General features: G+C 71.3%; 19 protein-coding genes. 10 read left to right on the forward strand and 9 right to left on the reverse strand.

Going from position 1 to position 23,575, the window contains the following annotated elements; all coding sequences use genetic code 11:
* Nucleotides 1-65 precede the first annotated feature (65 nt).
* From V1457_RS30270 to V1457_RS30295, 6 genes are all read left to right on the forward strand, one after another.
* The gene (locus tag V1457_RS30270; protein WP_200071907.1) at nt 66-254 is read left to right on the forward strand and encodes a hypothetical protein; all 189 of its coding nucleotides are present in this window, start codon (nt 66-68) and stop codon (nt 252-254) included.
* Nucleotides 255-720: 466 nt separating this feature from the next.
* Nucleotides 721-2,622: a methylmalonyl-CoA mutase family protein gene (locus tag V1457_RS30275; protein WP_338598695.1), complete on the forward strand. Its 1,902-nt coding sequence runs from the start codon at nt 721-723 to the stop codon at nt 2,620-2,622.
* On the forward strand, nt 2,622-4,850 hold the full coding sequence (gene scpA / locus V1457_RS30280) for a methylmalonyl-CoA mutase (protein WP_338598697.1): 2,229 nt from the start codon (nt 2,622-2,624) through the stop codon (nt 4,848-4,850). Before V1457_RS30275 ends, scpA begins: the two co-directional genes overlap by 1 nt.
* A gap of 49 nt (nt 4,851-4,899) precedes the next feature.
* Nucleotides 4,900-5,886 (forward strand): methylmalonyl Co-A mutase-associated GTPase MeaB, encoded by a 987-nt coding sequence (gene meaB, locus V1457_RS30285; protein WP_338598699.1) that lies wholly within the window; start codon nt 4,900-4,902, stop codon nt 5,884-5,886.
* Nucleotides 5,887-6,169: 283 nt separating this feature from the next.
* Nucleotides 6,170-8,251: a tetratricopeptide repeat protein gene (locus tag V1457_RS30290; RefSeq protein WP_338598701.1), complete on the forward strand. Its 2,082-nt coding sequence runs from the start codon at nt 6,170-6,172 to the stop codon at nt 8,249-8,251.
* A gap of 65 nt (nt 8,252-8,316) precedes the next feature.
* Complete coding sequence (locus V1457_RS30295) at nt 8,317-8,682, forward strand: GntR family transcriptional regulator (RefSeq protein ID WP_200071902.1); 366 nt, start codon at nt 8,317-8,319, stop codon at nt 8,680-8,682.
* 110 nt (nt 8,683-8,792) lie between these two features.
* Here the strand turns inward: V1457_RS30295 and V1457_RS30300 are convergent, their stop codons facing one another.
* Both V1457_RS30300 and V1457_RS30305 read right to left on the reverse strand, forming a co-directional pair.
* A complete protein-coding gene (locus tag V1457_RS30300; protein WP_295140020.1) occupies nt 8,793-9,632 on the reverse strand; it encodes an aminoglycoside phosphotransferase in 840 nt (279 codons plus the stop codon).
* 48 nt (nt 9,633-9,680) lie between these two features.
* On the reverse strand, nt 9,681-10,307 hold the full coding sequence (locus V1457_RS30305; protein ID WP_307850189.1) for a DUF305 domain-containing protein: 627 nt from the start codon (nt 10,305-10,307) through the stop codon (nt 9,681-9,683).
* 111 nt (nt 10,308-10,418) lie between these two features.
* Here V1457_RS30305 and V1457_RS30310 point away from each other — a divergent pair, with 111 nt between their 5' ends.
* Nucleotides 10,419-11,873 carry a hypothetical protein gene (locus V1457_RS30310; protein ID WP_338598706.1) on the forward strand — a complete coding sequence of 485 codons (1,455 nt, stop codon included), beginning with the start codon at nt 10,419-10,421 and terminating at the stop codon, nt 11,871-11,873.
* 94 nt (nt 11,874-11,967) lie between these two features.
* Here the strand turns inward: V1457_RS30310 and V1457_RS30315 are convergent, their stop codons facing one another.
* The 5 genes from V1457_RS30315 to V1457_RS30335 form a co-directional block, all read right to left on the reverse strand.
* Entirely contained in the window at nt 11,968-14,157 is a 2,190-nt protein-coding gene (locus tag V1457_RS30315; protein ID WP_338598708.1) for an EAL domain-containing protein, read from the reverse strand.
* A gap of 215 nt (nt 14,158-14,372) precedes the next feature.
* Nucleotides 14,373-15,263, reverse strand: coding sequence for an oxidoreductase (locus V1457_RS30320; RefSeq protein WP_338598711.1), 891 nt, complete (start codon nt 15,261-15,263; stop codon nt 14,373-14,375).
* A gap of 196 nt (nt 15,264-15,459) precedes the next feature.
* On the reverse strand, nt 15,460-16,167 hold the full coding sequence (locus V1457_RS30325) for a M50 family metallopeptidase (RefSeq protein ID WP_200071897.1): 708 nt from the start codon (nt 16,165-16,167) through the stop codon (nt 15,460-15,462).
* 140 nt (nt 16,168-16,307) lie between these two features.
* Nucleotides 16,308-17,630: a M20 family metallopeptidase gene (locus tag V1457_RS30330; protein WP_338598715.1), complete on the reverse strand. Its 1,323-nt coding sequence runs from the start codon at nt 17,628-17,630 to the stop codon at nt 16,308-16,310.
* A gap of 154 nt (nt 17,631-17,784) precedes the next feature.
* Entirely contained in the window at nt 17,785-18,534 is a 750-nt protein-coding gene (locus V1457_RS30335; RefSeq protein WP_200071895.1) for an EI24 domain-containing protein, read from the reverse strand.
* 256 nt (nt 18,535-18,790) lie between these two features.
* Between V1457_RS30335 and V1457_RS30340 the strand changes: the two genes are divergently transcribed.
* Together V1457_RS30340 and V1457_RS30345 are read left to right on the forward strand one after the other, a co-directional pair.
* Nucleotides 18,791-19,756, forward strand: a complete 966-nt coding sequence (locus V1457_RS30340; RefSeq protein ID WP_295140811.1) for a YihY/virulence factor BrkB family protein — start codon at nt 18,791-18,793, stop codon at nt 19,754-19,756.
* A gap of 91 nt (nt 19,757-19,847) precedes the next feature.
* On the forward strand, nt 19,848-20,849 hold the full coding sequence (locus V1457_RS30345; RefSeq protein ID WP_338598720.1) for an iron-siderophore ABC transporter substrate-binding protein: 1,002 nt from the start codon (nt 19,848-19,850) through the stop codon (nt 20,847-20,849).
* Between the two features lie 10 nt (nt 20,850-20,859).
* Here the strand turns inward: V1457_RS30345 and V1457_RS30350 are convergent, their stop codons facing one another.
* The gene (locus V1457_RS30350; protein WP_338598722.1) at nt 20,860-21,792 is read right to left on the reverse strand and encodes a DUF5996 family protein; all 933 of its coding nucleotides are present in this window, start codon (nt 21,790-21,792) and stop codon (nt 20,860-20,862) included.
* Nucleotides 21,793-21,848: 56 nt separating this feature from the next.
* Nucleotides 21,849-22,064: a hypothetical protein gene (locus V1457_RS30355; protein WP_200071892.1), complete on the reverse strand. Its 216-nt coding sequence runs from the start codon at nt 22,062-22,064 to the stop codon at nt 21,849-21,851.
* Between the two features lie 333 nt (nt 22,065-22,397).
* On the opposite strand from V1457_RS30355, the gene V1457_RS30360 reads away from it, so the two are divergent.
* Entirely contained in the window at nt 22,398-23,513 is a 1,116-nt protein-coding gene (locus V1457_RS30360) for a methyltransferase domain-containing protein (RefSeq protein WP_338598726.1), read from the forward strand.
* The last annotated feature ends 62 nt before the right edge of the window (nt 23,514-23,575 follow it).

Consider the following 23,575-nt stretch of genomic DNA (forward strand, 5'->3'; position numbering starts at 1 on the left):
CGATCGGGTAGCTGGTCGCTGTTCGGGGGTGGATCGCCGCGGCGCGGAACGCGGAGACTCGGGGCATGCCGGAACGACAGGTGCGGTTCATCGGCGGGCCGCTGGACGGGCGCGAGCAGGAGCTGCGCGAATCGGAGGCGGTGCACGGGCGCCTGCTCCGGCACATCCACCTGCACGAGGGGCCGAAGATCGTCACCCGGTACCGGCTGCACTACAGCAACGACGCGGGATGGGAGTACCACACCGAGCATTGAGCCGGGGTCCGATCCGGGGCCAGCGGATCCGAGTCCGAGGAATCCGGGGCCGAGAGATCCGGCGCGGAGGGGCCGGGTCCGAGCGCTCCGGGGCGCGAGCGCCGGTCTCCGGGCATTGCGATCGAGATCCACCCGGTTCAGCGATGCGAACGTGCGTTCGCATCCGGATGATGAAGTCATGGACCTGATGACGACGCCGCGCGAGACCGAAATCCCGGCGGCGGGATCCCTGGCGACCGGCTCCCTGGCGACCGGCTCCCTGGTGACCGGCTCCCCGGCGACCGGAGCCCCGGCTTCCGGCTCCCGGGAATCCGCGCACGGCCGGGCCGAGCTCGAGTCCGCGACCCGGCCCGGCCGGACCGAGCGCGCGCGTTCTGCGACCGCCCGGGCGGCGCGTGAATCTTGGGACGTGAGTCACAGGTCAGCGGCCGTTTCGGCGCCTGCGCGCGTCCTACCATCGGGCTCCATGGCGCCCTCAGACCGGCTCTCAACGCCGAGCGGCCCCCGCCCCGGGCTTCGCCTGGGCGGTGAGTTCCCGCAGCCCACCCACCAGGAATGGCAGGCGCAGGTGGAGAAGATCCTGCGCCGCACCGGCCGGATCGCCGAGGGCGAGCCCGCGCCGGACGATCCCGCCGCGATGCTGAACTCCGCCACCTACGACGAGATCACCGTGCGGCCGCTGTACACGTCCGCGGCAGGCGACTCCGGTCTGCCCGGCTTCGCGCCGTACGTGCGCGGGAGTCGTCCGGAGGGGTCCGCGCCGGAGGGCTGGGACGTGCGGCAGGAGCACGCACACCCGGATGCGGCCCGGACGAACCAGGAGGCGCTCGCCGACCTCAACGGCGGCGCCACCTCCCTGACGCTGCGGCTCGGCGCGGGCGGGATCGCCGTCGACGACCTCGCCGACGCGCTGCACGGCGTGCACCTGGACATGATCGGGATCGTGCTGGACGCGGGCGAGCAGGCTCCGCAGGCCGCGGCGAAGCTGCTGGAGATCGCCGCGGGCCAGGATGTCGCGCCGAGCGCGCTGCGCGGCAACCTCGGTGCCGACCCGCTCGGCGTCGAGGCGCGCACCGGCCGCGAGGTCGGGCCGGCCGATGCGGTGCGACTCGCGCGGCGCTGCGCCGCGGAACTCCCGGGAATGCGGGCGATCACCGTGGACGCTCAGCCGTACCACGAGGCCGGTGGCTCGGATGGCGCGGAACTCGGTGCCTCGCTGGCGGCGGGCGTGACCTACCTGCGGTGGCTGACGGCGGCCCCGCCGGAGGGGGCCGGGCTGGACGTCGGGACCGCTTGCGGGCTGCTGGAGTTCCGCTACGCCGCGACCGCCGACCAGTTCCTCACCATCGCGAAGCTGCGGGCCGCACGGCGGTTGTGGGAGCAGGTCGCGCGGCAGTCCGGGGCACCCGAGCAGGCGCGGGCGCAGCGCCAGCACGCGGTGACCTCCGCGGCGATGCTGACCCGCCGCGACCCGTGGGTGAACATGCTGCGTTCGACGATCTCGACGTTCGCCGCCGGGGTCGGCGGGGCGCAGGCCATCACGGTGCGCCCGTTCGACGCCGCGATCGGGCTGCCGGACGCGTTCGCGCGCCGCGTCGCCCGCAACACGCACGCGCTGCTGCTGGACGAGTCGCACCTGGCCCAGGTGATCGATCCGGCGGGCGGGTCCTGGTACGTCGAGACGCTGACCGACGAGCTGGCCGACGCCGCCTGGGAGTGGTTCCGCGAGATCGAAGGCGCGGGCGGGCTGCCCGCTGCGTTGCGTTCCGGGATGGTGGCCGATCGGCTCTCCGCGATCTGGCAGCGCCGCCGGAACGCGCTGGCGCACCGCAACGACCCGATCACCGGCGTGAGCGAGTTCCCGGACCTCGAAGAGCAGCCCCTGCAGCGCGAGCCCGCCCCGGCCGAGCCGTCCGGCGGGCTGCCGAAGGTGCGCTACGCCCAGGAGTTCGAGGAGCTGCGCGACGCCGCGGACGCGCAGGCCGAGCGGACCGGCGAACGACCCGCCGTCTTCCTCGCCACGCTCGGACCGCTGGCGACGTACAACGCACGCGCCGGTTTCGCCAGGAACCTGTTCGCCGCCGGCGGGCTGGCCACCCCCGAAGCGGGCCCCACCGAGTCCGCTCAGGAGGTCGTGCGGGCCTACGCCGAGCAACCCAGCGCCGTGGTGTGCCTGTGCTCGGCGGACCAGGTCTACGCCGAGCGCGCCGCCGAGACCGCCAGGGCGCTCAAGGAGGCCGGCGCCGAATCCGTGCTGCTGGCCGGAAAACCCAAGGACCGACCGGACGATGTGGACGGTTTCGTGCACACCGGCTGCGACGCGGTCAAGGTCCTGCGCACCGCGCACCGCACGTTGGGAGTCGAGTGATGAGCATCCCGAACTTCGCAGACATTCCGCGGGACGAGGCGCCGTCCGCTGCCGGCGGGCCTGCCGGGAACGGGAACTCCGGCGATTGGGACTCCGCGGTGCTCTCGGCCACCGGCAAGGAGGCCGACGCCCTGGTGTGGGAGGCGCCGGAGGGCATCGGCATCAAACCGCTCTACACCGAGGCCGACACCGCCGAGCTGGATTTTCTGGGCACCTACCCGGGAATCGCGCCGTTCCTGCGCGGGCCGTACCCGACGATGTACGTGAACCAGCCGTGGACGGTGCGCCAGTACGCCGGGTTCTCCACCGCGGCGGCGTCGAACGCCTTCTACCGCCGCAACCTCGCGGCCGGGCAGAAGGGGCTGTCGGTGGCGTTCGACCTGGCCACCCACCGCGGCTACGACTCCGATCACCCGCGCGTGGGCGGTGACGTCGGCATGGCCGGGGTGGCGATCGACTCGATCTACGACATGCGCCAGCTCTTCGACGGCATCCCGCTGGACAGGATGAGCGTGTCGATGACGATGAACGGCGCGGTGCTGCCGGTGATGGCACTCTACATCGTCGCCGCGGAAGAACAGGGCGTGCCGCCGGAAAAGCTGGCGGGGACCATTCAGAACGACATCCTCAAGGAGTTCATGGTCCGCAACACCTACATCTACCCGCCGCAGCCGTCGATGCGGATCATCTCGGACATCTTCGCCTACACCTCGCAGCGGATGCCGAAGTTCAATTCGATCTCCATCTCCGGTTACCACATCCAGGAGGCCGGGGCCACGGCCGACCTGGAGCTGGCCTACACCCTCGCGGACGGCGTGGAGTACCTGCGCGCGGGCAAGCAGGCCGGCCTGGACATCGACGCGTTCGCGCCCCGGCTGTCGTTCTTCTGGGGCATCGGGATGAACTTCGCGATGGAGGTCGCGAAGCTGCGCGCCGCCCGCCTGCTGTGGGCGAAGCTGGTCAAGGAATTCGGCGCGCAGAACCCGAAATCGCTGTCGCTGCGCACCCATTCGCAGACTTCCGGCTGGTCGCTGACCGCGGCGGACGTCTACAACAACGTCGCGCGCACCTGCGTGGAGGCGATGGCCGCCACCCAGGGCCACACCCAGTCCCTGCACACCAACGCGCTCGACGAGGCGCTGGCGCTGCCGACGGACTTCTCCGCGCGCATCGCGCGCAACACCCAGCTGGTGCTGCAGCAGGAATCCGGCACCACCCGCGTCGTGGACCCGTGGGGCGGCAGCCACTACATCGAGCGGCTGACCCAGGACCTCGCCGACCGGGCGTGGGCGCACATCACCGAGGTCGAGGGCGCGGGCGGGATGGCCCAGGCCATCGACGCGGGCATCCCGAAGCTGCGGGTCGAGGAGGCGGCCGCGCGCACCCAGGCGCGCATCGACTCCGGGCGGCAGCCGCTGATCGGCATCAACAAGTACCGCTTCGACGGCGACGAGCAGATCGACGTGCTCAAGGTGGACAACGCCGAGGTCCGCGCCGAGCAGTTGGACAAGCTGCGCAGGCTGCGCGAGGAACGCGACGACGCCGCGTGCGAGGACGCGTTGCGCAAGCTCACCGGCGCGGCCGAGGCCGCGATGTCCGACGAGCGGCCGAACGACCTGGACCACAACCTGCTGACCCTCGCCGTCGACGCGGCCCGCGCGAAGGCCACCGTCGGTGAGATCTCCGAGGCCATGGAGAAGGTGTTCGGCCGCCACTCCGGCCAGATCCGCACCATCTCCGGGGTGTACCGGGACGAGTCCGGTCCGTCCGAGTCGCTGGAACGCGCCCGCGGAGTCGTCGAGGAGTTCGCCGAGGCCGAGGGGCGGCGGCCGCGCCTGCTGGTCGCGAAGATGGGCCAGGACGGGCACGACCGCGGTCAGAAGGTGATCGCCACCGCCTTCGCCGACCTCGGTTTCGACGTGGACGTGGGCCCGCTGTTCCAGACCCCGGCCGAGGTGGCGCGCCAGGCCGCGGAGTCCGATGTGCACATCGTCGGAGTGTCCTCGTTGGCGGCCGGGCACCTGACGCTGGTGCCCGCCCTGCGCGACGAACTCGCCGCGGTGGGCCGCGAAGACATCATGATCGTGGTCGGCGGGGTGATCCCGCCCGCGGACTTCGAGGCGCTGCACGACGCGGGCGCGAACGCGATCTTCCCGCCCGGCACCGTCATCGCCGAGGCCGCGCTCGGCGTGCTGGCGGACCTGCGGACCCGTCTCGACCTCGACTGAGGTTTCGCTACCCGACCCACTGAGCAGATCCATTCCGCAAGGACCCGTGATGCCGCGCGAGATCAACGTCGAGGATTACGCCAAGGGCGTGCTGGAAGGTTCCCGCACGAAACTGGCGCAGGCGATCACGCTGGTCGAGTCGACCAAACCGGCGCACCGGGCCAAAGCGCAGGAACTGCTGGTGCAGCTGCTGCCGCACAGCGGCGGGGCGCACCGGGTGGGGATCACCGGGGTGCCCGGCGTCGGCAAGTCGACGTTCATCGAATCGCTGGGGACGTCGCTGACCGCGGCCGGGCACCGGGTCGCGGTGCTCGCGGTCGACCCGTCGTCCACCCGCAGCGGCGGCAGCATCCTCGGCGACAAGACCCGGATGGGGACGCTGGCGGCGGATCCGGCCGCGTTCGTGCGCCCCTCCCCCTCGGCCGGAACGCTCGGCGGGGTCGCGCGCGCCACCCGCGAGACGATCGTGCTGATGGAAGCCGCGGGCTTCGACGTGGTGCTGGTGGAAACGGTCGGCGTCGGGCAGTCCGAGGTGACCGTGGCCGGGATGGTGGACTGCTTCCTGCTGCTGACCCTGGCCCGCACCGGCGACCAGTTGCAGGGCATCAAGAAGGGCGTGCTGGAACTCGCCGACCTGGTCGCGGTGAACAAGGCCGACGGTCCACATGAGACGGACGCGCGGAAGGCGGCGCGCGAGCTGCGCAGCGCGCTGCGGCTGCTCACCCCGGTCAGCGCCTCGTGGAAACCACCGGTGCTGACCTGCAGCGGACTGACCGCGGCAGGCCTGGATTCGCTGTGGGAGCAGGTCGAGCAGCACCGCGCCACGCTCGCCGAAACCGGCGAGCTGGCGCAGAAGCGCAGCCGCCAGCAGGTCGAGTGGACGTGGTCGCTGGTGCGCGACCAGCTGATGGCCGAGCTCACCGCCCATCCCGGCGTCCGAGCCATCGTCGAAGATGTCGAAACCCGCGTCAGCCGGGGCGATCTCACCGCGAGCCTGGCGGCCCAGCAACTCCTGCAAGCCTTCAACCGCGAATGACGATTCCCCCGGCCGCCCGCCCGCGCGCGGCGAAACCCACCACGGCGCGGAGTTGAATCCGTCCCGGCGTTCGCTGTTCCGGGTGCAGCCTCCCGCTGCGCACTGCGTCCCTCGCGCAAGATCTCCGGCCCCGGCGGGATTCGTCCGGCCGGGTGCGGACGTTCGGGTGGCGGCATTGGCCCGTACGGTCGTTTTTCCGGAAATTCCGGGAAGTTCCGCGCCGGCGGTCCGCGGCGGAGGGCGATCATGCGAGGTGTTCGCTGCCTTTCGGTTGGGGGTCGGCATGAGCGACGGGGCCTCGAACGTCTTCTCCGGGAATGCGCGCAACGTCGTGCAGGCGCAGCACATCTACGGCGGTGTGCACCTGCACCAGCCGGAAGTCCCGGTGCCGCGGCAACTTCCGCAGCGCGTCACGCACTTCACCGACCGCGAGGCGAGCCTGACCGCGCTGGACTCCTGGCTGGCCGAACCGTCCGACTCCGCCGCACCGACCTGGTTGATCGTCGGTTCCGGAGGCGTCGGCAAGACCTCGCTGGCCGCGTTCTGGGCGCACCGGGTGCGGGACAGCTTCCCCGACGGCGACCTCTACGTGGACTTGCGCGGCTACCACGTCAGCCGCAGGCGCGACGCGGACGAGGCGCTCGACGAGGTGCTGCGCGCGCTGGGCGTGCCGAGCGAACGATTACCCGTCGACCCGGCCGCGAAGGCCACGATGTACCGGACCATGCTGCACGGCCGCCGTATGCTGATCGTGCTCGACAACGCTGCCGCTGCCGAGCAGATCCGCCCGTTGCTGCCCGGTTCTCCGGACTGCCGGGTGCTGATAACCAGCCGCAGTCACCTGACGAGCCTGACGACCAGGGAAGGAGCCGGCCGGATGTCGCTGGACGTGCTGCCCCCGGACCGCGCGGTCGAGCTGCTGCGCAGGACCGCCGGAGCCGACCGGGTCGACGCCGAGCCGGACGCGACCGCCGAGCTCGCCCACTACTGCGGATACCTGCCGCTGGCGCTGCGCATCGCCGCCGAACGGCTGGTGGCCGGCGCGCAGCTGCGGATCGCCGATCTCGTCGCGGAACTGGCCGACGAACGGGAACGGCTCGACGCGCTGGCCATCGACGAGGACGAATTCACCACTGTGCGCGCGGTTTTCTCCTGGTCGTACCGTTCGCTCGCGCCGGAGGCGGCACGGCTGTTCCGGCTGCTCGGTCTCGCCGAGGGCGCCGACATCGGGTTGGACGCCGCAGCCGCGCTGGCCAACATCTCCCGACCCAAGTCCCGCAGGCTGCTGGAATCCCTGACCGGTGCTCACCTGCTCGACGAGCACCAGCCGCAGCGCTACCGCTTCCACGACCTCGTCGGCCTCTACGCCGCGGAATGCGCGCAGTACGACGAGAGCGCCGAGGAACGCGACGCGGCCGTCCGCCGCCTGCTGTCCTGGTACCTGCACGCGACGATCGGCGCGTCCTGGAAGGCCGAGCCGAGCTTCACCCGCCTCCCGATGCAGCTGCCGGATTCCCCGGGATCGGTGCCGGAATTCACCGATCGGCCGACGGCTTTGCACTTCTACGACGCCGAACGCGCGAACCTGCTGGCCGCGGTCCGGCAGGCCGCGGACCGCGGCGAGCACGTTTTCGCCTGGCAGCTGCCGGTGGCGATGTTCGCCTTCATGCTGGCCCGCAGGCCGGTGGCCTACTGGCTGGAATCGCATCGCATCGGGCTGGCCTCGGCCGCCGCGCTCGGCGATGAGCTGGCCGAGGCGTGGCTGCTGACCAGTGACTCCATCCCGCGCAGCACGCTGCAGCAGCACCAGGTGGCGCTGGCGGAACTGCAGCGCGCGGTGCCGCTGTGGCAGCGGTCCGGCCCGGAGTGGGCGCAGGCGTGGGCGTTGCGCGACCTCGGCGGCGCGTACTACGCGCTGGGGCGCGACGAGGAGGCGAACGAGGCGCTGGAACGCTCGCTGAGCATGCACGTCGAGCTGGGTGACGAGTGGGGCGAGGAGACCACGTTGAGCGCGCTGGCCAAGGCCGAGCACCGCCTGCACCAGTACGACGAGGCGATCCGGCACCTGCAACGGACCATCGAGATCCGCCGCTCGCACGGCGACCGCCGCCTCGAGGGCAGCTGCCTGAGCGAGATCGGCCTGGTGCTCGGCGCCACCGGCCGCACCGGGGAAGCCGTCGAGCACTTGGAGCTGGCGCTGGAGCTGCACCGGGACGTGGAGTACAGCTACGGCGAGGCGCTGGACCGCGAGCGGCTCGCCGACATCTGGGACACCACCGGGCGTCCCGTGCAGGCCCGCGAGCAGCGCAGGCTGGCCGCGCAGCTCTACGACGAGCTCGGAGTCCCGCACGAACTCGCCGGTTGAGCCGCACCGGCGCGCGCGTTGCCGCGGTGCGACCGGTTCGACGGACTTGTTGCCACAATGGCTCCATGTTGGACCTGAGCGTGGAACCGGATTCCGGGGTTGCGCCGTTCGAGCAGGTGCGTTCCGGGATCGCCGAGCGGATCAACTCGGGTGCGCTGCCGGTCGGCGGCAAGCTCCCGACCGTGCGGGCGCTGGCCGCGGATCTGGGCATCGCGGCGAACACCGCGGCCAAGGCGTACCGCGAGCTGGAGCAGGCCGGGCTGATCGAGACCCGCGGCCGCGCGGGCACGTTCGTCAGCTCCACCGGTGACCGCAGCAGCAGGCGCGCCGCCGAAGCCGCCGCCGAGTACGCCCGCACCGTGCACGCTTTGGGCATCCCGCCCGCGGAAGCCTTGGCGATGGTCCGCGCCGCCCTCGACGCCCCGGCTTGACCCCGTTCCTCCAGGAGTGAACGGCCCGTTCGCCCAATCTAGCCGGGCGAACAGGTCGTTCACTCGGATCGCCGGGGGCGGGGCGAGTCGGCGAGACGCGAGCCGGCGCGTCACTCCGGCAGGTTCGCGACGAGTTCGCGCAGCGGTTCGGCGAGATCCGGGTGATCGCCCATGTCGACGCGGTGCAGGATGCGCGCCGCCGCGTAGCGCAGCGCGGTGCGGCCGTGCGGAGCCTCCAGCACGTCGGCGAAGGTTTCCCAGACCTGCGCGGCGGTGCCCGGCGTGAGCAGGCTGTAGCAGTACAGCGAAGCCGCGTCCGTGCCCGCCGGGCCGCGCCCCCACAGCTCCCAGTCCAGCAGCCCGAACCGCGGCCGCAGCAGGTTCGCCCAGTGCAGGTCGCCGTGCACGGTTTCCCAGTGCTCGATGCGCAGGTCGATGCCGAGCGCGTCGTGCACGGCCCGCCGCATCGCCGGTTCGTCGTCGCGCATCCGCTCGGTCGCCACCTCGCGGACCGCGTCGATGGTGCCGCGCAGCTGCTCCCACCAGTCGGCGGGCAGGTCAAGTTCGGCGCGCAGCACATCGGTGTCCGAGCACCGCTGCCCGGGCACGAACGTCATCAGCTCACCGCGTTGCCGCCGCGCCTGCTCGACGTCCCATTGCACGAGGCCGAGCACCTTGGGCTTGCGCACGCCGGTGATCGCGTTCGAGTCGGCGTTGCCGGTCCACCAGTCCCCGTCGGCCCATTCGAGCTGCTCGGACACGACGCGCAGCCACCTCGGCCCTGATGTGCTGCGCACGGCCGCGCTGATGGAGCGCAGCCGCCAGCCGAACACCGGCTCGCCGACCACCGCCACCTCGAAGTGCTCGGCGGCGCGGTCCAGGTTCTGCCGCATCCACTCGCCGAAGATCTCGTCGGCTTCTTCGCTGGGGGTGTCGTCGTCCACGGCCATCACCCGATGATGTGGCATCGCGTTCGTGCGGGCGGGGCGGGGTGCGGATCAGTGCCCGTCCAGCAGCCGCCGCATCGCGGCGATCTCGTCGGTCTGGGTGGCCAGGACGTCCTGCGCCATCTCGTGCAGCTGCTCGTCGTGGCCGGTGGTGAGCAGGTCGGTGGCCATCCGCAGCGCGCCCTCGTGGTGCGTGGCCATCAGCCGCAGGAACAGCTCGTCGAAGTCGGCGCCGCGCGAATCCGCGAGTTCCCGCAACTGCTCCGGAGTGGCCATGCCGGGCATTCCGCCGTGTGCCGCGTGATTCCCGTGCCCGCCAGCGCCGTGCGTGCTCAGCCACCCTTGCATCGCACCGATTTCCGCGGGCTGCGCGGCGCCGATGCGTTCGGCCAGCGCGCGCACCCGCGGGTCCGCGGCCCGCGTCGCGGCGAGTTCGGTCATCCGCACCGCCTGCCGGTGGTGCTCGATCATCGAACCGGCGTAGGAGACTTCCGCGGCCATCGGCCCGTCATCCGCGCGGGCCTCGACCGAGCGCACGACGCGCGGTTCATCTCCAGGCGCACCGGGCAGCACCACTGGCGGCGAGGCCGAGGAAGTTTCCGGCTGCTGCGCCGAACAGCCGCTCACCACCCCGGTCAGCAGCAGGAAGGCGGCGAACACCGCGCGACGATCGGACACCGCGTCCCCCTGAAGACATCCGCCCGGCCTATTGGTCGAACCGCGGATTCCGAACATACTGATCGAATGCGGCGAGGGGTAGCCGCTGATCGAGGAAGTGGGGTGATGGTGTTGAGCTCCAAGCAACCGACCGGCCGCCGGTTCCGCGCGCTCGGCTCACTGGCCGCCGCCGTGCCGCTGCTGCTCGGCGTCCTGTTCGCGGCGCCGTCGTCGGCGACTCCGCCGAGCGAGCACCCCGAGCAGAACACCGCAGCGGCTTCGCGGGCACAGCCCGCCGATCCGGACCACAGCCCGAACATCGCGCACTTGGCGAATCTTCCGAAGCAGCCGCCGTTCGACAACATCGACGCCTACGGCACGGACATCGCGTTCCAGGGGGACCACGCCTTCGTCGGCAACTACGACGGGCTCGTCGTCTACGACATCTCCGAGCCGCAGCGGCCGCAGATCGTTTCGCAGGTCTCCTGCCCCGGCGGCCAGGGCGACGTGTCCATTTCCGGGAACCTGCTGTTCGTCTCCACCGACTACCCGCGCAGCAACGACACCTGCAGCAGCGAGGAGACCGACGCCGCCGACCCGAACGGTTGGGAAGGCATGAAGGTCTTCGACGTCAGCGACCCGGCCGAGCCGCGCTACGTCTCCGCGATCCCGACCGACTGCGGCTCGCACACGCACACCCTGGTGCCGGACAAGGCCGGGGAGTCGGTGTTCCTCTACATCTCCTCCTACGGCCCGGCGCCGGAGTTCCCGCAGTGCAAGCCGCCGCACGACAAGATCTCCATCGTCGAGGTTCCGCTGGACGACCCGGCGCACCCCGCGCTCGTCGACGCGCCGGTGCTGTTCCCGGACGGCGGCAACCCGGGCGCCGAGGGCGGCATCAGCGAAACCACCGGGTGCCACGACATCACGGTGTTCCCGGACAAGGACCTGGCCGCCGGAGCCTGCATGGGTGACGGCGTGCTGCTGGACATCTCCGACCGGGCTGCGCCGAAGGTCACCGAACGAGTCCGCGACGACGCGAACTTCGCGTTCTGGCACAGCGCCACCTTCAACAACGCGGGCACGAAGGTCGTGTTCACCGACGAGCTCGGCGGCGGCGCGGCGGCGACCTGCAACCCGGCCACCGGACCGCACCACGGCGCGGACGGCGTCTACGACATCGTGGGCTCCGGGCCGGACGCGCAACTGGAGTTCCGCAGCTTCTACAAGCTGCCGCGGGCGCAGGCCGACACGGAGAACTGCGTCGCGCACAACGGTTCGCTGATCCCGGTTCCGGGTCGCGACATCATGGTGCAGGCGTGGTACCAGGGCGGCGTTTCGGTGTGGGACTTCACCGATTCCGCGCGACCGCACGAGATCGCGCACTTCGACCGCCCGCCGTTCGACCCGGGCGAGCTGCAAACGGCCGGTTCCTGGTCGGCGTACTACTACAACGGGCACATCTACTCCAGCGGCATCCAGGAAGGGCTGGACGTGCTGAAGATCCGCGATCCGCGCACCGACCCCGCCGAGCAGGTCCGGTTCGAGGAGTTCAACCCGCAGACCCAACCGGTCCACGCCGGCTAGTCCGAAGTGGACAGATGACGCGGGCCGCCGGCTCCCCGGCCGGCGGTCCGCTCATGTGCGCCTGCGGCGAACTCCTTCCGCGACGCGGCGGCGTTCACTCCCCGTCGGAACCGGTGTGCGGCGCCTGCGGCGGGCCGAACGTTTCCAGCACTGCGGCGAATTCGCCCGCGGTCAGCGCTTCTCCGTAGCGCGGGCCGACGGCGAAGTCGCAGCCGAGCTGCTGCCACCACCGCGCCTGCTCCTCGTCGTGCACATCGCCCACGCACACCCGCACGTCGCTGTCCCGCAGCAGCCCGACGAGCTGGCGCACCGCGCGCACCTCCGGCTCGTCGTCGGCGCAGCGCCCGTTCACCAGCTCCACCAGTTCCACCGCGAGCCGCACACCCCGCACCGGAAGTTCCCGCAGCACCCGGAGTTCCTGCGGTGCGCCGCGGAACGAGTGCAGCATCGTGCGCACGCCCATCGACCGCAGCACCCGGATGTTCTCGCGGATCTCCTCCGGCGAGTTCATCACCGCGTCGGTCGGCATGCACAGGTGCAGCCAGCTCGCGTCCAGCTCGTCACCGGCTCCGAGCACGCCGCGCACCAGCGCCACCAGGTCCGGGTCCCGCGACTGGTTCGTGCTCAGCTCGATCAGCACGCAGGTGTCGTGCCCGGCGCGGCTCCACTCCGCGAGCTGCTCCCACACGCAGCGCAGCATCCAGTCCCGCAGTTCGAGCGTGACCCCGGAACCTTCCGCGAGCCGCAGGATCTCGGCGTGCTCCAGCGGTTCGTGCCCGTCCGGCTGCCAAGCCAGCTGCGCCTCGACCGACACCAGCGCACCGCTGCCGATATCGGCGACCGGGCGGTAGCGCACGTCGAACCCGCCCAGTTCCAGCGCGCCAGGCATGATCGCGGCCAGCTTCGCCTCGGTGCGCTCGTCCGGGGCCACGTCCGGGTCGAACAGCGCCCACTGCCGCTTGCCGGCGATCTCGGCGCGGCGCAGCGCGACGTCGGCCTCCCAGATCATGCTCGTCGGGTCGCCGTCGGCGACGCTGCGGCGCACCACGCCGATGCTGGCCGAGGTGGCGATGCCGTGCTCGCCGATGTAGATCGGCTCGGAGAGCTCCTCGTTGATCAGTGCGGCGAACTCCGGGATCTGCGCGGTGCGCGGGGATTCCGCGACCAGGATGGCGAACTCGGTGCCGCCGAACCGGGCCACCAGCGCCTGTTCGCCTTCCACCAGTTGCTCCAGGCGGCGCGCGACCGCGCGGATGATGCTGTCGCCGACCTCGTAGCCGAGCCCGTCGTTGATCAGCTCGAACCCGTCCAGGCCCAGGTGGTAGAGGGTGAGCACGTCGTCCGGCGCGAGGTTGCCGAGCGCGGCTTCCAGCCGGGTGCGGAAGAACTGCCGGTTCGCCAGGCCGGTCATCGCGTCGTGCAGCGCCTGGTACTGGAACCGCTCCTGCAGCAGGTGCAGTTCGCTGATGTCCTCGACCATCGTGACGAAGTGCTTCGGTTCGTCCTCGGCGTCGCGCAGCAGCGACACCGCAAGGTACGTCCAAGCCTGCTCCCCGTCGGCGCGCAGCAGCCTGCGCCGCTCGCGCAGCCGTTGCGCCGGTCCGCCCTCGGCGAGTTCGGCGTAGGCGGCGGTGAGGTAGGCGGCCTCCTCCGGGTGGAACAGGTCGTGGATCGTCATCGAGAGCAGATCGGATTCGCGATGCCCGAGGGTTTCCGCCAGCGCCGGGTTCACCTCGACGAACCGGCCGTCCAGCGAGCAGATCGCCACGCCGACCGGGGTGCTGGTGAACACTTCGCGGAACCGCTCGTCGCTGGCGTCGCGTTCCCGGTCGGCCCGCAGCTTCGAGTGCAGCAGCGCCCGGGTGGTGAACTCCTCGCGCGCCACCGAGCGTTCGCGTTCGGCCGTGGCGAAACCCGCGGTGATCGCGGTGAGCAAGTGCATCAGGTGGCCCACCGCGCCGACGCTGGACTCGCCGACCACGTAGTCCCGGATGAGTTCGAGCGTGCGCGGCAACGCGCCTTCGCCGGTGGCGTGCAGGTCCACCAGCCGTTCGCCGACGGCATGGCCGGCTGCTTCGACCTTGCCGGGGTCTTGCAGCGCTTCGGCGAGCACGTCGACGAGTTCGGACAGCTGCCGCTGCAGCTCGTCCGGGGGCAGCGCGATGTCCGAGGTGTCCACCAGGCGCTTGGCCCACCGCAGCGTGAAGGTCCTGCGCCAGCCGGTGCTGTCCGGGCGCACGGCCGGCTCGGCCGCGGTCCCGCGCACCGGGTTCGGATCTCCCATGCTCAGCTCACCCGTCCATCGACCACCTGCCGGCTGATCGCGCACCGGCCGAGGCGAAGCGCTCCCGCCTCGAACATCGCCACCCCGAACATCGCCGACGTGTCGGCCAGACTACTGGGTGACGTCCAGCTCGCGGCGCGAAGTCGACCTCGCCCGAATGCCGGATCGGCCGTGCCACGTTCGTGATCATCATGCCCCGGATGGCCGGGAGATGATCACAGGGGCCGCTCGGCCGTCGTGCCCTCAGCGACCAGATCGTCCAGCTCCTGCACGTCCGCCTCACTCAGCTTCACCTGATCGGCCGCGCAGTTGCTCTCCAGGTGTTCGATCGAGGACGTGCCGGGGATCAGCAACGTGTTCGGCGCGCGGTGCAGCAGCCAAGCCAGCGACACCTGGGCGGGTGCCACCCCGAGCCGCTCGGCCACGCCGCGCACCACCTGATCGCTGAGCGCGCGGCTGTTCGGCTGGAACGCCGAGCCCAGCGGGAAGAACGGCACGAACGGAACGCCGAGCGCCGCGGTCCGGTCCAGCAGGTCCGCGGCGGCGCGGTCGACCACGTTGTAGGAGTTCTGCACCGCCGAGATCGGCGCGATCGCCCGTGCCTGCTCGAACTGCGCGAGGTCGACGTTGGACAGCCCGATGCTGCGCACCAGGCCCGCTTCGCGCAGTTCGGCCAGCGCGCCGACCTGGTCCTCCCACGGGATGCCTGGCTGTTCGGCGCTGTGCCGCAGGTAGACCAGGTCCAGCGCCTCCAGGTGCAGGCGGCGGAGGTTGTCGTGCACCTGCGCCCGCAGCGCGTCCGGGTGCACCAGCGGCGGCCAGCCGCCGCGGTGGTCCCGGTACGCGCCGATCTTGGTGGCCAGCAGCAGGTTCTGCGGGTAGGGCCGCAGCACTTCCGCGATCAGCTCGTTGACCACCCACGGCCCGTAGAAGTCCGAGGTGTCGATGTGGTCGATGCCCAGTTCCACGGCTCGGCGCAGCACCCGCGCGGCGCGGTCCCGGTCGCCGGGCGGCCCGAACACGCCCGGCCCGGCCAGTTGCATGGCGCCGAAGCCGATGCGGTGCACCGGGCCGGCTCCGGGAACGTCAACAACGTCGTTCGTCACGCTGAAATGCTGCGGCACGCCTACCACGCGGAGCAAGAGCCGAGTTGACCACAATGGACTCCTCGGTGCTGCTGGGCTTGTTCGCGCAGGTGGCGGGGCTGCGGGCCAGGTGGCTCAGCTCGTCTCGGCGCCGCCGCTGAGTAGCCGACCGCGCGAGCAACCGGCACCGCCGCGCAAACCTTCCTGGACGGCCCCCTCAGAGCTGCGGGATCAGCAACAGCCAGCGGCCGCCGATCACCAACGCGGCGATGCCGATCAGGAACCAAACGCCGAGCCACGCCCCGGCGGGGACGCGGGTCAGCCGGGCGAGCTGGTCGGCGTCCGAGCTGGGCGCCCTGCCGCGATTGCGCTTGCCGCGCAGCTCAGCGATCGGGCGCAGTCCGCCGAGCAGCAGGAACCAGCTCACCAGCACGCAGCACACCGCCTGCCATGCGGGCGCGGCGAACCAGGACACCGCGAACAGCGCGCCGCCGGTGAGCACCACCGACAGCACCCCGTAGGCGTTGCGGATGGCCAGCAGCATGATCACCAGCAGCCCGATCGCCACCCACAGCGCTTGGCGGGCCAGGTCGAACCCGACCATGGCCGCACCGCCCAGGCCGAGCAGCGACACCGCCGGGTAGCCGGCGAACAGGGTGAACACCATGCCGGGGCCGCTGGGCCTGCCGGTGGACAGCGTCAGCCCGGAGGTGTCGGAGTGCAGCCGGATGCCGTTGAGGGTTCGGCCGCTAAGCAGCGCGACCACGGCGTGCCCGCCTTCATGGGCGATGGTGACCACGTTGCGCAGCAGCCGCCACGTGCCGTGGTTGCTGATCAGGCCGAGCGCCACCAGACCGAGCAGGAGGGTCAGCGCGCTGCCGGAGTCCAGCAGTTGCGCGGTCCAGCGCTGTACTAATTCGTCCACAGTAGACACACCTGGTCGGGGTTCGGGGCCGCGCCGATCCTACGCAGCGCCCGCGGAGGTTCCGCGCGGCCACCACACGCACCGTTCCGGGGCCGAGTTGGGCGACGGAGTCCATCACTCCGGGCCGGCGCACTGCGGCCTCAGTCGAAGAAGGCCGGGACGTCCACGGGGCCGCCCGCGGACTCGAACTCCGCGTGCACGGCGCTGCGCAGGCGGTCGTCCGCGAGGTAGTCCAGCGCGGTCAGCGCCAGCCCGACCGCACCGTCGAGGACCGCCCGATCCCCCGCCGCCGAGCCCGCGGCAGTGGCGAACCGGGCGGTGTGCAGCGAAAGTCCCGGGTCTTCGAGACCGATCATCGGATGCATCGCGGGCATCCGGAAGCTCAGGTTGCCCAGGTCGGTGGAGCCGGTCAGGTACTCCGGCACCACCCCGCGCGGCAGCGCGTTGCGGCCGCGCCGCCCCTGGTGCTGCGCCCACCGCGCGGACAGCGCCTCGTTGTGCCGGATCGGCAGGTACGGCACCTGCCGGTCCCAGAGCAGTTCCACTCCGCAGCCGGTCATCTCCGCGGCACCGCGCGCGATCGCTTCGATGCGCCCCGCCACGTCCCGCAGCGAACCGGCGTCGGCCGAGCGCACGTAGAACTGGGCGGCGGCCCGCTCCGGCACCACGTTCGGGCGCGCCCCGCCGTCGGTGATGATCCCGTGCACCCGGTCTCCGGACGGCATGTGCTGGCGCAGCGCGGCCACGCCTTGGTAAGTCGCCACGACCGCGTCCAGCGCGTTGCGGCCCATGAACGGCTGTGCGGAGGCGTGCGCGGCGATGCCGTGGAAGGTCACGTCCAGCTGCCTGCGGCCGAGGAACGGGTGCGCGGCGATGTCGTGCGAGAACGGGTGCAGCATCAGCACCGCGTCGACGTCGTCGAACAGGCCCGCGCGGGCGAGGATCTCCTTGCCGCCGCCGCCTTCCTCGGCGGGCGTGCCGAACAGGCTCAGCCGCCCCCTGGTCTGCTCCAGCGCGGCCGCCGCACCGAGGAAACCGCCGGTCGCCGAGGTGCAGATGATGTTGTGCCCGCAGGCGTGCCCGATGCCGGGCAGCGCGTCGTACTCGGCCAGCACCGCCACGTGCGGTCCGTCCCCGCCGCCGCGCGCGACCAGCGCGGTTTCCAGGCCGCCGGCTCCGACCTGCACGTCGAAGCCCTGTGCGCGCAACAGCTCCGCCACGCCCGCCACCGCGCGGTGCTCGCCGAAGCCCTCCTCGGGGTGGGCGTGCAGGTCGTGGCTGAGCTCCAGCAGCGGCTCGGCCAGTTCGCCGATGCGGCTCTCCGCGCGGGCGCGCAACGGCTCGGGCGCGCCGTCGAACTCGGAGCGGATCGGCTCGGCCGAGGCCACCGCGCGTTCGGTCGCCTCGGCGACCGCGCGCAGGTAGGAGTCGTCCGGTGCGGTGGGTTCAGCGTCAGCGGTCATTCCCGCACCCTAGGCGTCCGTGCCCGCGTTCCGGGCACGCCGCGTTCCGGCGCATGGAGCAGTGGACACCCGCCGGTACCGCGCGCCGCGGTCCGCGGGTCCTGTCAGCGGCGGAGCCGATGAGGTTCCGCCACCCGATCCGCTACGCAAACTGTTAGACGGTCTCCACGCCGTCCTCGAACCGGTGCGCCAGCAGCGTGCCGCCGACCACGGCGGACGGGATCACCACCAGCTGCAGCACCGGGATCAGGCACAGCAGGTAGGCGGGCAGCCCGAACCCGAGGGTCGCCGCCTTGTTCGCCCACAGCGACCGGTGCCGATCGCGCAGCGTGCGCCCGCGCCGCTGGAACACCAGCCCCACCATCTCCAGCGCCACCATCCAGGCACCGAACATCGCGCCCAGCACCGGGATCACGGTCTGTCCGAGCACCGGCACGAACCCGAACCCGAACAGCACGACCGCGCCGAGGGCGGCCACCGCCACGAGCTTGACCGAATCCCGGATGCCGCGGCCGAGTTGCCTGGCGAACCCCGCCCCGTCGGCGCGGTCGTCCAGCCCGAGCCGCTGCTCGGTGCGTTCGGCGATGTACTCGTAGAACGGGCCGCCGATCAGCAGCGTTAGCGCGATGAACGTGATCGAGGCCAGCAGCGCGGCGGCGCCGACGAGCACCACGCCGAGCAGCACCCGCACCGCCCGGCGCAGACCTTCGGCCCAGCCGTCCGCGAACGGGGTCATCCAGCCGACCAGATCACCGCTGAAGTACACCAGCGAACCCAGCGCGCCGACCAGCAGCACCGCGCTGATCAGCGCCGGGATCGCGCCGATCACCAGCAGCTTCGGCGAACGCAGGAGCACGCGGAAGCCGGTGCCGAGCGTGCGGGCACCGGTGAGGAAGTTCTGCACTGGTTCTCCTGGGACTGCTGTGCCGGAGCCCCCACGCTATCCGGTCCTCCTGGAGTGAACGGACCGTTCGTCCGAACCACTGGGGCGAACAGTCCGTTCACTGAGATCCGACCGCGGCGACCGGGCCGACCGGACCAACTCCTTACCCCGGCCGGGTGATCCACTGCACTATGCCGTAACACTGGTCGGCCAGCGGGTATCGGACTCCGCACGACTCGCGACGCACCGGCGCCGCCCGAGCCGAGAAGGGGCAACCGTGTTGGGACAGCAGCCGACGATCCTCGACCGCATCCGGCACGGTCAGCCGCGCAACCGGCACCTGCGGGGGCTGTGGCGGCTCACCAAGAAGACGGTCGCCGCCAGCTCCCGGCACCGGCTCACCGGACTGGCCGGGGAGGCCGCGTTCTTCACCCTCATCTCGCTGCCGCCGGTGCTGCTGGGGCTGGTGGGCACGCTCGGCTACCTGGCGGGCGTGCTCGGCGGTGGCACCGTCGCGGCGGTGCGGAACTCGCTGGTGCACGGCGCGTCCGCGGTGCTGTCCCAGCAGGCCATCGACCAGATGATGCAGCCGGTGCTGGACGAGGTGCTCAGCACCGGGCGGGCCGGGATCATCTCGCTCGGGTTCGTGCTGGCGCTGTGGTCCGGTTCGGCGGCGCTGAACGTCTACATCGACACGATCTCGGTGGTCTACGGGCTCGGCGGGCAGCGCAATCTGGTGCGGCAGCGGCTGATGTCGGTGGGGCTGTACACGGCCGCGCTGTTCGGCGGGATCGTGCTGCTGCCGCTGCTGGCGGTGGGGCCGTCGGTGATCGCCGGGTGGTTCCCGCAGGCCGCGGTCGTGGTGTACGCGCTGTACTGGCCGCTGATCGTGGTCGGTTCGATCGCGTCGCTGAGCACGCTGTACGTGCTGTCCGTCCCGCTGCGCACGCCTTGGCTGGAGCACGTGCCGGGGGCCGCGCTGGCGTTGCTGGTGTGGCTGGGGGGCAGTTTCGGGCTGCGGATCTACCTGGACGTGACCATCGAGCACTCCCCGGTCTACGGCGCGCTGGCGGCTCCGATGGGCGTGCTGCTGTGGCTCTACGTCACCGCGTTCGCGGTGCTGCTCGGCGCCACGATCAATGCGGAGTTGGACAGCGTTCAGCCGTCCCGTGCCACGGCGCGGGCCCGCCGCGCACTCGAACTCCCCGGTTCTCCGGAAGCCCCGGAATCCCCGGATTCCTGAGCGCCCGGCGCGAAAACGACGCACAAGTCACAGCGCAGAGATCCGCTCATTTGTTAGGTTAGCCTTCCTTGTCGACTTGGAGGGAAGCGCGATGACCTCTGCCCGAACCCCGCACGCCCGGTTCGGCCGCCGTGCGTTCCTCGCCGGTGCCACCGGCCTCGCCGCCGCCGGGCTGTCCGCCTGCGCCGGTGGTTCCCCCGCCGGCCGAGCGGCACCGGCGGCGCGGATCCCCAACAAGTTCGGCACCGCGGAGGTTCCCGCCGCGCCCGGCAACATCGTCACGCTGGGCATCACCGACCACGACGCGGCGCTGCCGCTGGGCGTGGTGCCCGCCGGGCTGACCCAGTGGGGACCGTGGCAGTCCGGCGTCGGCCCGTGGGTGGAGCCGATGCTGCGCGGGCAGCACCCGAAGCTGCTGGGCAGCGAGGTCGACGTGGAGCAGGTCATCGCGCTGGCGCCGGAGGTGATCGTCGGGCTGCAGAGCGCGCTCACGCAGGACCAGTACAACCGGCTCTCCGCGTTCGCCCCGGTGGTGGCGCAGCCGCCCGGCTCGATCGACTACGGCGTGAACTGGCGGGTGCAGGCCGAGACGATGGGCCGCGCGCTGGGCAAGAAGGCCGAGGCGGACAGGCTGATCGCGGACACCCAGGCCCGCATCGACCGCACCCGGCAGGCCAACCCGCAGTTCGAGGGCCGCACGCACGTCACGGTGCGCACCGACTCCGCAGGCACCTACGCCGCCTACACCAAGCAGGACGCGCGGACCGCGCTGCTCGAACAGCTCGGCCTGCAGCTGGCCCCCTCGATCGACGACCTGGACGACGGCGGCAAGTTCAACGTGAAGGTCAGCAAGGAGCAGGTGTCGCTGCTGGACGCGGACGTGGTCATCGTGACCACCGCCAAACCGTCCGACGTGGCGACGGTGCGGGCCGATCCGCTGCTGAACAACCTGCCAGCGGCCAAGCGCGGTTCGCTGCTGCTGCTGGACGACTACGACGTGACGATGGCGCTCGGGTCGGCGACGGTCACCAGCATCCCGTTCGCGCTGCAGCGGTTGACGCCGATGATCACGCAGGCGTTGCAGCGGGCCTGATCTCCACCGCTCACGCAGGAGTCCGGGCGGTGTAGGCGCGCTGCGTCGGTTGGTCCTCCAACGCCCGCCGGTCCCAGCCGCCGTTCTCGGCAGCGGCTTCGTAGCTGGTCCGCAGGAACCGCAGCAGCGTGCCGTCCGGGTCTTCGGCAGTGCGCACCGCGTCGTAGGGCAGTACGAACTCGCCGAGTTCCGGGTGGTAAGCGGCTTCGCCCGGCTGCACCGGATGATCCTGGAAACCGGCCGGTTCCGGGTAGGCGTAGGCGTAGAACAAGCCCTCGCCCGCACCGCCGGGCCAGAAGCCGCAGCTGCTGAGCTCGTGCGAGTACCCCTCCACCATGACCCGGTCCGGGCAGTTCGGCGCCCCGCCCGGATGCCGCGGCGCCGGGCGCCCGGAGAACCGGGTCACCGCGAGGTCCATCGCGCCCCAGAAGAAGTGCACCGGACTGACCTTGCCGGTGAATTCGGCGCGGAACCGGCTCAGCACGCGGTGCGCGGCCACCAGCTGGCGCCACCACAGGTGCGCGGCAGCGGGATCGTAGGAGGCGTGCAGGGTGTCCTCGGCGAACGGCACGGCTTCTTCGATCTCGTTGGGCACCGGCTGGATCGAGGTGTGCAGGCCCAGCGCGTCCAGCCCGGCCATCGTCTCCTCGTAGAACAGCGCCACCGGTTTCGGTTCCAGCCCGACCCGCCGCTCGTCCCCGGTGGACGAGCGGATGCGCAGCACGTGCTCGCAGAAGTCGAACTCGGCGTCGAACACGCCGGTTTCGGAGGGCACCGCCGAGGTGGTCAGCCCGCGCGGGGTCACGTACAGCGCCACCTGCCACCAGTGGTTCACCAGCGGTGCGTGCGCCAACCGGACCTTGCCGACGATCTGCGTCCACATGTGCAGCGTTTCCCGCGTTTCCGCCCAGTCGGCGACCCGCAGGCTCGGCCATTGCTCCATCGCGGCCTCCTTCCCCGGAGACCAATGGTGAGTCCGCGTTCAGCTGAACGCAGCCGTCACACCGGGGGCCGGACACCGGGCAACTTGCCCGCGCCGTTGCAGTGCGGGCAGGTCCGCCACTCGCCCATCGTCATGCCGGTCTGGGTGTCGGTGGTCGCCTGGATCAGGTAGAGCCGCGGCTCGCTCAGCTTGCGGAACCCGGCGCAGCCGAAGCACACCGTGTTCGGTCCTTCTTCGAAGCCGGGTCCGTCTTGCTCGTCGCGGTCGTTCATGCGCCCATCGTCGCGCACTCGGGTGCGCGGGGCGCAGCCCCTCGCCGCGCTCGCGCCACCGCGGGCGGCCGAATCAACTTTCCGGAAATTGCGCGATCCATTTTCCGCTAGCAAATTTCCTGCGGAAAAGACCGCCGATCGGCGGATAAACCTACCCGGTTTCGATCCGATACAACCAGGAAAGGACCGAAAACCAGGGGGCGACGAATGGGCAAACGAGACTCCGACCGGGACGGGCAGGGAAAACCGCAACCGGACAAGTGGGAGACCTGGCAAAGCGACGACGACGGCAACAAGCACGAACGCCCCGGCGGCGAGAAGAAGTAGGCAGCGGTGCCGGATTGGTGCGAGCGGCTCGCGGTGCCGCGTGCCGCCTTCATCCCCGCGGTGATCTGGGACTACGAGCCGGAGACCGACGAGTTCACCAGGATCAGCAGGGATTCCGAACCCGCGCGGTGGCACGGGATGGTGGCCGCCGACCAGCCGATCACCACGCAACTGGACGACGGGCAGCCCGACGACGGGCAGCCGCACGACCGCACCCGCGTCCCGAGCAGTTCGTGCAGCCAGCCGTCGCTGGTCGCGGACATGCTGGACGCACTGGACGTGCGTCCAGGGCACCGAGTGCTGGAAATCGGCACCGGAACCGGCTGGAACGCGGCTTTGCTCTGCGAACGGGTCGGCGGAACCGGGCAGGTGGTCTCGGTCGAGATCGACCCGGCCGTCGCGGACAACGCCCGGCGCGCGCTGGCGGCCTCCGGCCACGCACCGCTGGTGATCACGGCCGATGGGGCGGCGGGATACCCGCCCGGTGCCCCGTACGACCGCGTGCTCGCAACCGCCTCGGTCCGCGCGATCGCGCGCACGTGGATCGAGCAATCCCGCCCGGGCGGGCGGATTCTTGCGCCGTGGGGCACCGACTACGGCGAAGACGCGCTGACCGCGCTGGAAGTGCACGCGGACGGTTCGGCTTCCGGGAGTTTCGGGCAGCGCCTCGCTTTCATGCGGATGCGCGGGCAGCGCCGCGGATTCCTCGACCCGGCGGCGGACGAGCTCGACGATGCCGAACGCAGCAGCACCGCACGCGAACCGCTGGAGTTGTTCGAGATGGTGGATTTCTCCGCGGCTTCGTTCACCATCGGCCTCCGGGTGCCGGACTGCTACCTCACCGTGGAGGACACCGACGACGCTCACCGGCTGATCGAGCTGCACGACATCCGCTCGCATTCCTGGGCGCGGGTCACCATGGTGCGCGGAGAACATCCGTGGACGGTGCACCAGCTGGGTCCGCGGCGGCTCTGGGACGAAGCCGACACGGCGTATTCGTGGTGGCAGGACGCCGGAAAACCCGCACCGGACCAGTACGAGCTGACGATCGCCGCGGACGGCGCGCACTCGGTGCGCCTGCCAGGGCGGCACTGGCGCCTCCCGCTCCGACCCGGGTCGTAATGCGAGTGATGGGCCCCTTCGCCCGATCTTGCGAGGCGACGGGGCCCATCACCGGCGAGAGC

This window comes from Saccharopolyspora sp. SCSIO 74807 (assembly GCF_037023755.1).
GTDB classification, from domain to species: Bacteria; Actinomycetota; Actinomycetes; order Mycobacteriales; family Pseudonocardiaceae; genus Saccharopolyspora_C; species Saccharopolyspora_C galaxeae.